This window comes from Actinomadura sp. (assembly GCF_044508335.1).
Lineage (GTDB): Bacteria > Actinomycetota > Actinomycetes > Streptosporangiales > Streptosporangiaceae > Spirillospora.
On sequence record NZ_JBIQHY010000012.1, the window covers coordinates 5,128 to 17,955 of the forward strand.

Here is a 12,828-nt window from a genome sequence, read left to right on the forward strand (position 1 = left end):
CTACCGGACGCCCACCGGCAAGATCGTCGCGATGGTGGTCGCGGTGGTCTACATCGTCTCCCCGGTCGACCTGATCCCGGACGTCTTCCTGCCGTTCGGCGTCGTCGACGACGCCACCGCCCTCACCTGGCTGCTGTTCGCGCTCGGCCAGGAGTACACGCGCCGCAACCGCGCGGGCCGCCGCGCCCCCTGACGGCCGCTCAGGACGGTCGGGCGCCGTTCTCCTCCGCCCCGGCCGCCCGCCGTGCGGAGTGATCCGCGCGGTAGCGGGACGGCGCGGTGCCGTACTGGTCGGCGAACGCCCGGCGGAGCGTCTCGGCCGTCCCGAACCCGCAGCGCCGCGCCACGCTCGCGATCGGGTACGCCGTCGTCGCCAGCAGGTGGGCGGCCGCTTCGGTGCGGGCCTTGCGCACGTAGCGGCCCGGGGTGTGCGCGAGGTGCCGGAGGAACAACCGGGTGAGGTGGCGTTCGCTGACCCCCGCCAGCCCGGCCAGGGCGGCGGTGCTCAGGTCGCCGTCGAGGTTGCGGGCGACATGGTCGGTGATCCGCCGGACGAGGCCGTACTCGCGCTGCGGTGCGGCGGCGACGAACATGCTCATCTGGGCCTGGTCGCCGGGCCGCTGCAGGTACGTCACGACCAGCTGCGCCACGCCGCGGGCCAGTTCCGGCCCGTGGTCGTCCTGGATGAACGAGAGCGTCAGGTCGAGCGCGGTGGTGACGCCCGCCGAGGTGGCGACGTCGCCTTCGCGGATGTAGATCGGGTCCGGGTCGAAGGTGACCTCCGGGTACTGCGCGGCGATCTCGCCGGCCCACATCCAGTGGGTGGCGGCCCGCTTGCCGTCCAGCAGGCCGGCCGCGGCCAGCACGGCGGAGCCCGTGCACACGGACGCGATCCGCCGGCTCTCCTTGGCCAGCCGCCGCACATGCCCGACGAGACGGGGGTCGGCGGCGGCCTCGCGGTAGCCGAGCCCGCCCGACACGATCAGCGTGTCCAGGGGGCCCTTGAGCCGTTCGAGCGCTTCCTGACCCTGCAGCGTCATCCCGTCGGTGCAGGTGATGGGCCGCCCTCCGGGGGTGGCCAGGAGCACGCGGTAGGGCGGGGCGGCGCCCCAGTTCGCCTCGTTCAACGTCGACGTCACGCAGGCGATGTCGAGCAATTGCGCCCGGTCGTATCCGACGACCACCATCAGCCGTTCGTCCACCCTCGGGACCCTATGTCGGCGTGACAGGAGTACCAAGTATCCGGACATCATGGTCCTGTTTCGTTGCCGCCCGCGGACCGGCCCTAAAGGGTGGAGGCATATCCGGAGGGCATGCGAACGCCTTCCGGGACTCGATCCTCGAAGGAGCACTGCGATGTCCGAACTCCGTGTGCAGAACTTCGCGATCTCGCTCGACGGCTTCGGCACCGGTGCGGGCCAGGCCCCCGACGCCCCGTTCGGGCACGCCGGCGAGCGCCTGCACGAGTGGATGTTCACCACCCGGTTCTGGCACCGGATGGGCGGCGGCACGGGCGGGAGCACCGGCGCCGATCACGCGTTCGCCGCGCAGCACGAGTCCGGGATCGGCGCGGAGATCATGGGGGCCGGCAAGTTCGGCCCGCCCGGCTGGCAGGACGACCCCGGCTACCGGGGCGCGTGGGGCGACGACCCGCCGTTCCACACCCCGGTCTTCGTGCTCACGCACCGGCCGCGGCCGCCGGTCGAGATGGAGGGCGGCACCACGTTCCACTTCCTGGACGCCCCGCCCGCCGAGGCGCTCAAGCTGGCCCGCGAGGCGGCCGGCGGCCGGGACGTGCGGCTGGGCGGCGGGCCCTCGGTGATCCGGGACTTCCTCGCCGAGGGACTGGTCGACCACATGCACGTGGTGCAGGTCCCGATCGTCCTCGGCCGCGGCGTCCGGCTCTGGGACGGCCTGGAGGCGCTGGAGGAGGCGTTCGACATCGAGGCGGTCTCGACGCCCTCGGGCGTCACGCATCTGACGTTCACGGCCAAGAACCGGTGACCGTGGTTCAGTGGGTGGGGCCATGGAAGTGATCAGAACCGCCGACGTCCCGGCGGGAGAGCGATTCGCCTTCTGGCACGAGCTCAATTCCAAATTATGGGCACCCTACGACCTGGGCTGCGACCCGCGGCTGGAGCGCCGGTTCCGGGCCCAGGTCGGGATCAGCGACTTCGGCCCCGTCCAGGCGACGCTGATCACGACGATGCCCCATTCGATCCACCGCACGCCCAAGCTCATCCGCCAGTCCGATCCGGAGGTGTTCAAGCTGGGCTGCTTCGTGCGGGGCGCCGGCGTGAAGGACCAGGACGGCAGGCGTGTGTACCTGGGCGTCGGGGACCTGATCCTCTACGACACGTCCCGCCCCTACCTGTGCGAGTTCGCGCCGGACATTCCGGAGAGCCAGGTGCTCCTGCTGCGGTTTCCGCGCACGCTGCTGCCGTTCCCGGAGCACGAGCTGCGGCGGCTGACCGCGGAGCCCATTCCAGGCGGCCGCGGCGTCGGTGCGCTCTCCTCGCAGTTCATGCTGCAGATGGCCCGGCACCTGGACGAGCTCAGCCCGGCCGAGACCGCCCGGCTCTCCTCGCTGGCGATCGACGTGCTGACCGCGGCGCTCGGCAACGCGCTGGACCGGCGGAGCGACGTGCCGCAGCCGACGAGGCGGCGGGCGCTGACGGCGCAGATCCGCGCCTTCATCCAGGCGAACCTGGGCGACGCGGACCTGACACCCGCCGCCATCGCCGCCGCGCACCACATCTCCCTGCGCTACCTGCACAAGCTGTTCCAGCAGGACGGGCAAACGGTCGCCGGCTGGATCCGCGCGCGCCGCCTGGAGCGGTGCCATCGCGACCTGGCCGATCCCAGCCTGGCGTCACGCCCGATCAGCGCGATCGCGGCCCGCTGGGGATTCACCAGCCCCGCGCATTTCAGCCAGGCGTTCCGCAGCGCCTACGGCCTTTCACCGCGCCAGTTCCGCCAGGAGTGCGCGACAGTGCACGCAGGCTGAACAAGAGTGCGCTGACGCCTAACGACACGCTCGGCCGCAGCCTGCAGCCTCGTATGCGGCAAGGCTGAGCTGTGATCAGTTCCTAGGAGTGGGTCGATGCGACCTGTCGTCATGCCCCGGCCGGAACCCGGCGGGACCGTACCGCAAGGGGAGACCCGAACCTGTGGAGGGGTGACGCCATGAGGACGGGACGGGGCGCGCGGGTTCTCCGCATCCTCGGCCGTGTACTCGCAGTCCTTGTGGCCTTGCTCCTCGTCCCGGCCGTGGAGTTCCTCATCAGCGCACGGGGTTTCGCGTCCTACCGGTACGCGCCGCCCGACGCCGAGCGCGTCCCCGCGGTGGCTCCGCCCGCGCACGCCCCGGACAAGCCCACCGTGGCGGTCGTCGTCGGCAACGCGGGCGCCAACGTGGCCGACGCGCTCGTCCCTTACGACCTGCTGGCGAGCACGGGGAGGTTCAACGTCTACACGGTCGCGCCCGAACGCCGTCCCGTACCGCTGCTCGGGGGCTTGGACCTGCTCCCGGACCTGGACTTCGCGCAGCTCAGCCGGCGTTTGGGCGGTAAGGCGCCGGACGTCACGGTGGTACCGGAGCTGCCCTCCGACGAGGACGCCGACCGCCGCGTCGTCGCGTGGCTGCGGGACACCGCGAGCCGCGGGCTGGTGCTGGGCGTGTGCACCGGAGCCCGGCTGGTCGCCGAGGCCGGCCTCCTCGACGGCCGCGAGGCCACCTCGCACTGGTACCGGCTCTCCGGCCTGGAGGACGCACATCCCGCGGTGCGCTGGCGGCGCGGGGTCCGCTACGTCGACGCGGGCAAGGTGATCACCACGGGCGGGCTGCTGTCCTCGGTGGACGGGACGCTGAGGGTGATCGAGCGGCTGGCCGGCGAGGACACCGCCGCCGCGGCCGCCCGGACCGCCGGCTGGACCCGCTACTCACCCGGCGCGCCCGCGCACATGCCCGAGTCTCGGATCTCACCGTCGGACGCGATCGTGCACGTGCTCAACCTCGGGTACCGCTCGCGGAGCAGCAGGGTCGGGGTGGTGCTCACCGACGGTGTCGGGGAGCTGGAGCTCGCCTCGGCGTTCAGCCCGTTCGCCGAGGTCAAGGCCGTCCGGACGGTCGCGATCGCGTCCACGCCCACCGTGCGCTCCCGGCACGGGCTGACCTTCGTCCCGCGGGTGCGCCTCGCCGACGCCGGAGACGGCATCGACCGCCTGATGGTCCCGGGTACCGCCGCCGCGACCGCCGCCGACCCCGCGATCGCGGTCGCCGCCCGGCGCGCCGGCGTCCCCCTGGAGTACCCGCACCGGCAGCCGGGCTTCGCGTTCGACCCGGTGCTCGACTCCATGGCCCGCACGCTCGACAGGCCCACGGCCCGGTGGACCCGCAAGATCCTGGAGTACCGCGACGCCGGACCCGCCCCGGCCGGCCCGAGATGGCCGTGGGCGCCCACCCTGCGACTCTCGCTTCTCGCCCTGGCCGGCGTGGCCGCCCTGTTCATCGTCAGCCTCTTCGTTCGGCTCATCAGGACCGGTTCGCTCCGCCGCAAGGCCGGCGGGTCACCGGGCACGGCCCGCGAAGGCGTCTCGCCGCGGCCGGCCGAGGAGCACCCGTGAAGGTCATGATCGTGGGAGCCGGGATCGGCGGGCTGTTCACCGCGTTGCGCCTGCACGCCGAGGGCATCGGGTGCGCGGTCTACGAGCGCGGCGAGCGGATCCGCGAGCTCGGCGTGGGGATCAACGCGCTGCCGTTCGCGGTCCGGGAACTGGCCGCGCTGGGGCTGCTGGACCGGCTGGACGAGGCCGGGGTGCGCACCGGTGAGCTGATCTACACCCACCGGCTGGGCCAGGAGATCATGCGCCGGCACTGCGGGCGGGCGGCCGGGTTCGCGCATCCGCAGATCAGCGTGCACCGCGGCCGGCTGCAGGGCCTGCTCTACCGCGCGGTGGTGGAGCGGCTGGGCGCGGACGCGGTGCGCACCGGTCACCGCCTGACCGGCTTCGAGCAGGACGCCGGCGGCGTGACCGCCTGGTTCGCCGACGGCTCGCACGCACGCGGGGACGTCCTCGTCGGGGCCGACGGCATCCACTCGGCCACCCGTTCGATCCTGTTCCCCGACGAGGGCCCGCCGCGCTGGAGCGGCACGATGACCTGGCGCGGCGCCACCGAATGGCCCGCGTTCGGCACCGGACGCACGATGGTGATCCTCGGCGGCAACAGCGTCAAGCTCGTCGTGTACCCGATCGCGGCGGGGACTGCGCCGGGCACCCGGCTGACCAACTGGGCCATGGGCGTCATGATCGGCCGTCCCGGGGACCCGCCGCCCGATGAGCAGGACTGGACGCGTCCCGCCGACCCCGCGGACCTGGCCGCGCACGTCGGGCGCTTCACCTGCCGCCTGTTCGACCACGCCGCCATGATCGAGTCCACCCGGGATCCGTTCGTGTTCCCCATGTGCGACCGCGACCCCTTGCCCTACTGGACGCGCGGCCGGGTCACCCTGCTGGGCGACGCCGCCCACCCGATGTACCCGATGGGCTCCAACGGCGCAGGCCAGGCCATTCTGGACGCCGTCGACCTGAGCACCCGCCTGACGGAGCACGCCGACCCGGCCGAGGCCCTGCTCGCGTACCAGCGGGACCGGCTCCCCGCCACCGCCGAGATCGTCCTCCGCAACCGGCTCGGCGGCCCGGAACAGGTCATCGAGGAGGTCGAACGCCGGGCCCCGGACGGGTTCGACCGCATCGAGGACGTGATCACCCCCGCCGAGATGGAGGCCATCGTGGCCGGGTACACCCGGGTGTCCGGGGGTCACCGCGACCGGGCGGACCGCTCGGGCGGCTGAACCCCGGACCTCACGACGCGTCGAGTTCCCGCGCCGGCGCCTGAACCGCGCGGGCGATCAGGCACGCGCGGGCCGCGCCGATCGCGGGTGGTGATCGTTGAGGTGCGACCGGATGGGCCGGAGTCCGCACGTCCCTGTACCGTGTACGGACCCGCGGAGCAGGCGCCGCCCGCTCCGCGACCGGCCGGGCACGCCCGGCCGCCCGCTCTCCCCGGGGGGCGGAGAACCGGGCCGCTGTGACCAGCGGACCGTCCGGTCCGGCTGGAGAGTACGGCGAGGCCGGTGGGGGCATCGGGGAAAAGACAACGAACCTTCGGAGGCCACGGCGTGACGGAACCGACCCAACGCGAAGGCGGCGCGCGGGACGTGCTCGATCCCGTCCTGCGCTCCGCTCCGAGCGCGGTTCTGTTCGCCGACGCCGACGGGGGCGTCGTCCAGGTCAACGACGCGGCGCGCATGCTGCTCGGCATCCCGCCCGGCGGGCCGGCGCCGGCCCCCCCGGACTGGCTGGCCCGCGCTCAGCGGTCCCTCGGCGAACGGACCCGTCCGGGAGGAGCCGGTACCGGACGGGCGAGCACGGGCCCGGCCGCCCGCGGGCCGATCGGTGACCGCCTGGTCGAGGCGTACCCGGTGCCGGACGGCGGGACGCCGGAGCTGACCGCCTGGTGGCTGGTCGACGTCACGGAGCGCGAGCACGCGGCGTTCCTGATCGAGATGGCCGAGGAACTGCCCGAGGTGCTCAACCTGGAGCGCTGCATGGAGGTGACGGCGCGGATGGCCGCCCGGCACCTGGCCGACGCCGCCGTGGTGGTCGTCCCGCGGTCGGAGGGGAGCCGTCCCGTCGCCTGCTCGGGCGCCGGCGGGCGGATCGGCCATGGGGAACTGCCGATCGACCCGGCCGAGGTCGAGGGCCTGGCCGACGCGCTGCGCGGCTTCCCCCCGGTGCCGCCGCGCTGGATCGATCCGCTGACCGCCCCCGCCTGGCTCCTCGGCCTCGCGCCGGGAAGGCCCGCGGCGATCGCGGTCATCTCGCTTCCCGGCCACGGTGTCCCGGCCGGGGCGCTGGTGCTGATGCGCCTGTCGGGTCCGGAGGCGTTCTCGGTGGGGGAGGAGCCTGCCGTCCGCCTCTTCGCCGCGCGGGCCGGCGCGATGCTGTCGGCCGCGCGCCTCTACGGCGAGCAGGCGTCCATCAGCGCGACCCTGATGCGCGAGCTGCTGCCGCCCCGCGCCCTGGAACTGGACGGGGTGGAGGTGGCCGCGCGCTACCGGCCGTCCGGTGACGAGGACCTGGTCGGCGGCGACTTCTACGACGTGTTCCCCGCCGCCGAGGGCGGCTCGCGGGCCGGGGCGCTGGCGGCGCTGGGGGACGTGTGCGGCAAGGGCCTGGAGGCCGCGGTGCTGACCGGCAAGATCCGCACCACGCTGCGGGCGCTGCTGCCGATGGCGGACGACCACCGGCGCGTCCTGGAGCTGCTCAACGGGGCCCTGCTGCTGGACGGTGCGGGGCGGTTCGTCACCCTGGTGCTGGCCTCGGCCCGCCGGCAGGGCGCGGACGTGCGGCTGCGGCTGACCGGCGCCGGACACCCCGCGCCGCTGATCGTCCGGGCCGGCGGGAAGGTCGAGGCGGCGCCGACCCGCGGCTCGCTGATCGGCGTGCTCGATGAGATCGAGGTGACGACCGTGGAGGAGACGCTCGGTCCCGGGGACACCTGCCTGCTGTACACCGACGGCATCACCGAGGCCGTCGGCGGGCCGCTGGGCGACGAGATGTTCGGCGACGAGCGGCTCCGCGCCGCGCTGGCCGGGTGCGGCGCCATGCCCCCGGAAGCGCTGGTGGAGCGGGTGCACATGCTGGCCGCCGAATGGGTCGGGACGGGCCGGCACGACGACATGGCGGTGATAGCGATCACCGCGCCCGCCCGCGGACCGGAGGGGAGGACCTCATGACACGCTCGACGCGGCCCCCCGGCGAGAAGGCCGGGGTGCCGGCGGACGCGCTCTGGGCGGCCGTCATGGACGGGGACGAGTACGCCGCGACCGACATCGTGCTGGCGGCCCTCGACGACGGGATGGACCCCGAGGACGTGCTGATGGACGTCATCGCCCCCCTGCAGGAGAGGGTCGGGCGGGAATGGGCGGCCAACCGGATCACCGTCGCGCAGGAGCACACCGCCACCGCCGTCAACGAGCGCGTGATCGGCGCGGTCGCGCATCACCCGGCCGTCCGGCGGCGGGAGGCGGCGGCCGCGGAACGGCACGGCCGCATCGCGGTGGCGTGCATCGACGGCGAGTGGCACGCCCTGCCCGCCCGCCTGCTGGCCGAGGTGCTGCGGCTGCGCGGCTGGCAGGTCGACTACCTCGGCGCCCAGGTGCCGACCCCGCACCTGATCTCCCACCTGCACCGGACCCGCCCCGCCGCGGTGGCGCTGTCGTCCTCGATCGCCACCCGGCTCCCGGACGCGCACGCCGCCATCACCGCATGCCAGGCCACCGGCACCCCGGTCATGGTGGGCGGCGCCGCCTACGGCCCGGACGGCCGCTACGCCGCACTGCTGGGCGCGGACGCGTGGGCGCCCGACGCCCGCGCCGCCGCCGACCGGCTCGCCCGCGGCCCGCTGCCCGAGCCGCTCCGCCGCCGGGCCGTCGACGACCTGCCGCACCTGGCGGACCAGACCTACGCCCACGTCACCGGCGCGGCCCCCCGCCTGGTCCGGCACGTACTGGACGGGTTGCAGGCCCGGATCCCGGCGATGGCCGACTACACCGTCGAGCAGCGGGACCGGACGGCCGAGGACGTCTCCCACATCGTGGAGTTCTTCAGCACCGCCCTCTACTTGGACGACCACGAACTGTTCACCGGCTTCATGGCGTGGACCGCCGACATCCTGGCCGCCCGCAACGTCCCCCCGCGGTTCCTGCTGCCCGTGCTGGACCTGCTCGTCGAGCAACTCGCCGACTACCCGCGCGCCGCAGACCTGCTGACACGCGCCCGAACCGTCATCGAGCAGCACCCCCCGACCCCGCCTGCCCCCGGCCCACAGAACGAAGACCCGGACCCAGCAGCCGAATGACCTGCCAGGAGCCGCCGGGAAGTCGCTGAGCGCTCGGGATGCAGCGGCCGGGCCCCGAGGCCGGTCGGCCTCGGGGCCCGGTTTCATGGGGCGGGGTGGGATCTGTTGGTGAACGCCCGTAGCAGGAGCGCGGTCGTTGTGGCCGCGGCCAGGCCGGCCGTGCCCAGTAGCGGGATCTCGGCGGGGCGGTGGTTGCGGGCCAGTTCGACGATCACGAGGGTGACCGCGGACAGGGCCGTGATCAGCGCGATGAGCGTGTTGAGCCGGCCCGCCTCCGAGTGGGGCCAGTCCGCCCGGCCGGTGGGCGGCGGTCCGGGGGCCTGCCGCCGGTGGGCGGCCAGCGCCCGGCTCCGCCACGGCGAGGTGTCGACCTTCCCGAGCCGGTGGAGGCCGCCCGCCACGCCGACCAGCAGCAGGGCGTAGCAGGCGATGAAGACGGCTTCTGACCGCATGGCGGGCTCCTTCCTGTTCAGCTTTGCCCGCTGGTGGCCTGGGGGCGGTCGACGACCTCGGTGAACAGGGCCAGCTCCGGTTCCGGCGCGGCTCCGCCGGGGTCGGAGGCGGACGCGGGGTCCGTGGCGCTGCCGCCGCTCTCGCCGGGCAGGTGCCGTCCTCGGTGGCGGACGGCCTGCCAGGTCAGCCAGAGCAGGGGCAGGACCCCGCCGACCATGAAGACCACGTCGCCTGGCAGCCGCAGCCATTCGAACAGCGCGTTGGTGGAGTTGCCGATGAACTCCGGGCTGCGCGCGTCGAAGTACCCGGCGTCCACCGAGCGGTAGAGCTGCAGGATGCCGAGGGGCATCAGCGTCGCGAAGGACATCCAGGCCAGTCCGGCGTTCAGCGACCAGAAGCTGACGGAGGCCAGCCGGTCCGACCAGTGCTTCGCGGGCACCAGGTAGCGGAGCGCGAAGACCGCGAAGCCGACGGCGAGCATCCCGTAGACGCCCATCATCGCGGCGTGGCTGTGGTTGGCGGTCAGCGCCGTGCCGATCTCGTAGTAGGAGACGATCGGCAGGTTGATCAGGAAGCCGAACACGCCGGCGCCGAGGAAGTTCCAGAAGCCGACCGCGACGAGGAACATGACCGCCCAGCGGTGCGGGAACGGCGTCGGGCTCTTGGACTCCTGCCGCGCGCCGAGCCGGATGAACGTCCACGCCTCGACGGTGAGGAACGTCAGCGGGATGACCTCGAAGGCGGAGAAGAACGCGCCGAGCGCCAGCACTTCGGCGGGCTCGCCGTTGAAGTACCAGTGGTGCGCGGTCCCGATGACGCCGCCGACGCTGTAGAGGATGATGTCGAGGAACACCACGCGCAGCGCGATCTTCTCCCTGACCACGCCGAGCAGCACGAAGATGTAGGCGACCATCACCGTGGTGAACAGCTCCAGGAAGTCCTCCACCCAGAGGTGGACGACCATGAAGCGCCAGAAGTCGGAGATGGCGTAGTTGCTCTCGTTGCTGGTCATCAGGCCGGCCGAGTAGACGATCGGGAGCGCCAGCGCGGCGAAGAAGAACAGCCAGGGCAGGTTGCCGCGGTGCTCTCCGGTGAGCCGGTGCCGCATGCCGCGCCAAAGGATCACCACCCAGAACGCCATGCCGACGGTGAGGAGGATCTGCCACAGCTTGCCGAGGTCGAGGTACTCCCACCCCTGCATGCCGATCCACTTCCACAGGTCGCCGAAGGCGCCGTGGATGCCGGCGAGCTCGCCCAGCAGCGATCCCGCGACCACGATGACGAGCGCGCCGAGCAGCAGGTACGACAGCTTCGCCTGGCCGCTGGGGTCCCTGCGGCGGGTGATCATCGGGACGAGGAAGATCCCGGCGGCGAGGAAGCTGGTCGCCACCCACAGCAGCGACAGCTGGACGTGCCAGGACCGCATCACGTTGTAGGGCAGCCAGCGGTCCAGCGGGATGCCGAAGAAGCTCTCCAGGTCGGCCCGGTAGTGCTGGGCGGCGGCCCCGGCGAACGTCTGGACGAGGAACATCCCGGCCATCACGAAGAAGAACCAGGCCATCGCCCGCTGGCTCGGGGTCAGCGGCACCGTCCGGGGCTCCTTGAACCGGAGCTCGCGGTGGTCGCGGCCGTGCCAGCCGAGCCAGTTCCAGCGCCCGAACGCGGCGAACAGCGCGCCGGTCCCGCCGATCAGGGCGATGAGGCTGATCACGCTCCACACCACGGTGGACCCGGTCGGCGAGTTGCCGACCAGCGGCTCGGCGGGCCAGTTGTTGGTGTAGCTGTAGTGCTTGCCGGGACGTTCCGCCGCGGACGCCCACGCGCTCCAGGCGAAGTACGCGGTCAGCTGCCTCACCTGGGCCGGGTCGGTGATCGCCTCGGGGCGCAGCCCGGTCTTGCCCTGCGGCTGGGAGAAGAACTCGGTGTAGTGCCGGGTCAGCTCGGTGAAGGCGTCGGCCTGCGCCGCGGAGATGGTGAGGGTGCCGGACTTCTCGTCGTAGGAGTTCGTCCGGAAGTCCTTGATCGTCTGTTCCAGCGGGGTGTCCGCCCCGCCGTGGGCCCGGTTGACCAAAAGGGCCGCGCGGTGCAGGTAGTCGGCGGTGAAGTCGGGCCCGAGGTAGCCGCCGTGACCGAAGACCGAGCCGTACTCCATCAGGCCGTTCTTGAGGAAGACGTCCTGGCCGGCCATGACGTCGTCATGGGTGTAGACGGTCCCGCCGCCGGCCGCGACGGTGCGTTCGGGGATCGGGGGAGTCGAGCGGTAGCTCTGGAACCCCATCAGCACGAGGACGAAGAAGCCGAAAGCGGTGATGAGGGCGGCCGCCTGGACCCAGCCGCGGCCGATGAGCGGGCCGCGTCGCGTGCGGGGGCGTGCCGGTGGCGCTGTCACGCAACCTCCAGTGAAGGGATTTTCATTGCCGGTGCTAGTTTTTACAAGTCAAACTGTGCGAAAAACAAGCCGCTGGAGGCTGTCAGGCGGGAGACCTTCCCCACATGGGTGCGCGGCCGCAGGTGGCGCCCGGTTCTCGCCTCGGGCGATGTCGCCCGTGCCATACTGCGGGCCGGATGCAATTAGGTTAGGCTTGCCTAACTTCCATCGGAATCGAAGGAGTCACGGTGGACCAGCGATCACTCACGGTTCCCGCCTCGGGGCGTTCTAGCGAACAGGTTCAGGGGCACTGGCTCCTCGCGCGGCTGGGCAAGAAGGTGCTCCGCCCGGGAGGCGTCGGGCTGACCCGGCGCATGCTCGACCGAGCGGACGTCCGCGGCCGCGACGTCGTCGAGCTGGCGCCCGGCCTCGGGCGCACCGCGCAGGAGATCCTCGATCGCGGGCCCGCCCGGTACATCGGCGTCGATCGTGACCCGGACGCCGCCGCCAGCGTCCTGGACGTGGTCGGCGGGCGTGGAACGGTGAAGGTCGCGGACGCCTCGGCGACCGGGCTGCCCGATGCGAGCGCCGACGTCGTGGTCGGCGAGGCGATGCTCACGATGCAGGGCGACAAGGCGAAGAAGGCGATCGTCGCCGAGGCCGCGCGGGTCCTGCGTCCCGGCGGGCGGTACGCGATCCACGAGCTCGGCCTCACCCCGGAGGGGATCGGCGACGACGTCAAGACGGAGGTGCGGCACGCGCTGGCGCGCAGCATCAAGGTCAACGCGCGCCCCCAGACGGCCGGGGAGTGGAAGGCCGTCGTCGAGGAGCACGGCCTCGTCGTCGAGTGGGTGGACACCGCGCCGATGGCGCTGCTGCAGTCGCGGCGGCTCGTCTCGGACGAAGGGCTGGCCGGAGCGCTGCGGTTCGGCAAGAACCTGCTCGTGCAGGGGGACGCCCGCCGGCGCGTCCTCGACATGCGCCGGGTCTTCCAGGAGCACCGCGAGTCGCTCATCGCGGTGGCGCTGGTCGCGAGGAAGAAGTAGGCCCGTCAGTGCTTCGGGCAGCCCGTCGACGAGGT

General features: G+C 72.9%; 11 protein-coding genes. 8 read left to right on the plus strand and 3 right to left on the minus strand.

The window, feature by feature from the left end:
• On the plus strand, positions 1–193 hold a 193-nt coding region (locus ACIWVC_RS07010; RefSeq protein WP_396453928.1), incomplete at its 5' end, for a YkvA family protein.
• Positions 194–200: 7 nt separating this feature from the next.
• Here the strand turns inward: ACIWVC_RS07010 and ACIWVC_RS07015 are convergent.
• Positions 201–1,202, minus strand: coding sequence for a GlxA family transcriptional regulator (locus ACIWVC_RS07015; protein ID WP_396446537.1), 1,002 nt, complete (start codon positions 1,200–1,202; stop codon positions 201–203).
• Positions 1,203–1,356: 154 nt separating this feature from the next.
• Between ACIWVC_RS07015 and ACIWVC_RS07020 the strand changes: the two genes are divergently transcribed.
• The 6 genes from ACIWVC_RS07020 to ACIWVC_RS07045 all read left to right on the plus strand — a co-directional run bounded on the left by ACIWVC_RS07020 (position 1,357) and on the right by ACIWVC_RS07045 (position 8,926).
• Positions 1,357–2,004, plus strand: coding sequence for a dihydrofolate reductase family protein (locus tag ACIWVC_RS07020; RefSeq protein ID WP_396446536.1), 648 nt, complete (start codon positions 1,357–1,359; stop codon positions 2,002–2,004).
• 22 nt (positions 2,005–2,026) lie between these two features.
• Positions 2,027–3,007 carry a helix-turn-helix domain-containing protein gene (locus ACIWVC_RS07025; protein ID WP_396446535.1) on the plus strand — a complete coding sequence of 327 codons (981 nt, stop codon included), beginning with the start codon at positions 2,027–2,029 and terminating at the stop codon, positions 3,005–3,007.
• 239 nt (positions 3,008–3,246) lie between these two features.
• On the plus strand, positions 3,247–4,626 hold the full coding sequence (locus tag ACIWVC_RS07030; protein ID WP_396446534.1) for a DJ-1/PfpI family protein: 1,380 nt from the start codon (positions 3,247–3,249) through the stop codon (positions 4,624–4,626).
• A gap of 5 nt (positions 4,627–4,631) precedes the next feature.
• On the plus strand, positions 4,632–5,855 hold the full coding sequence (locus tag ACIWVC_RS07035) for a flavin-dependent oxidoreductase (protein ID WP_396446541.1): 1,224 nt from the start codon (positions 4,632–4,634) through the stop codon (positions 5,853–5,855).
• A 327-nt stretch (positions 5,856–6,182) separates the two neighbouring features.
• Complete coding sequence (locus ACIWVC_RS07040; RefSeq protein ID WP_396446533.1) at positions 6,183–7,802, plus strand: PP2C family protein-serine/threonine phosphatase; 1,620 nt, start codon at positions 6,183–6,185, stop codon at positions 7,800–7,802.
• Positions 7,799–8,926, plus strand: a complete 1,128-nt coding sequence (locus tag ACIWVC_RS07045) for a B12-binding domain-containing protein (protein ID WP_396446532.1) — start codon at positions 7,799–7,801, stop codon at positions 8,924–8,926. Before ACIWVC_RS07040 ends, ACIWVC_RS07045 begins: the two co-directional genes overlap by 4 nt.
• 83 nt (positions 8,927–9,009) lie before the next feature.
• Here the strand turns inward: ACIWVC_RS07045 and ACIWVC_RS07050 are convergent, their stop codons facing one another.
• Entirely contained in the window at positions 9,010–9,378 is a 369-nt protein-coding gene (locus tag ACIWVC_RS07050; RefSeq protein WP_396446531.1) for a hypothetical protein, read from the minus strand.
• Positions 9,379–9,395: 17 nt separating this feature from the next.
• Positions 9,396–11,768, minus strand: a complete 2,373-nt coding sequence (locus ACIWVC_RS07055; protein WP_396446529.1) for a nitric-oxide reductase large subunit — start codon at positions 11,766–11,768, stop codon at positions 9,396–9,398.
• A 353-nt stretch (positions 11,769–12,121) separates the two neighbouring features.
• Between ACIWVC_RS07055 and ACIWVC_RS07060 the strand changes: the two genes are divergently transcribed.
• Positions 12,122–12,793, plus strand: coding sequence for a class I SAM-dependent methyltransferase (locus ACIWVC_RS07060; protein ID WP_396446528.1), 672 nt, complete (start codon positions 12,122–12,124; stop codon positions 12,791–12,793).
• The last annotated feature ends 35 nt before the right edge of the window (positions 12,794–12,828 follow it).

Bases quoted from the DNA above. Each gene is read 5' to 3' on its own strand.
- ACIWVC_RS07020 (WP_396446536.1), top strand. From the start codon at position 1,357: ATGTCCGAACTCCGTGTGCAGAACTTCGCGATCTCGCTCGACGGCTTC.
- ACIWVC_RS07025 (WP_396446535.1), top strand. From the start codon at position 2,027: ATGGAAGTGATCAGAACCGCCGACGTCCCGGCGGGAGAGCGATTCGCC.
- ACIWVC_RS07035 (WP_396446541.1), top strand. From the start codon at position 4,632: ATGATCGTGGGAGCCGGGATCGGCGGGCTGTTCACCGCGTTGCGCCTG.
- ACIWVC_RS07045 (WP_396446532.1), top strand. From the start codon at position 7,799: ATGACACGCTCGACGCGGCCCCCCGGCGAGAAGGCCGGGGTGCCGGCG.
- ACIWVC_RS07050 (WP_396446531.1), bottom strand. From the start codon at position 9,378: ATGCGGTCAGAAGCCGTCTTCATCGCCTGCTACGCCCTGCTGCTGGTC.
- ACIWVC_RS07060 (WP_396446528.1), top strand. From the start codon at position 12,122: ATGCTCGACCGAGCGGACGTCCGCGGCCGCGACGTCGTCGAGCTGGCG.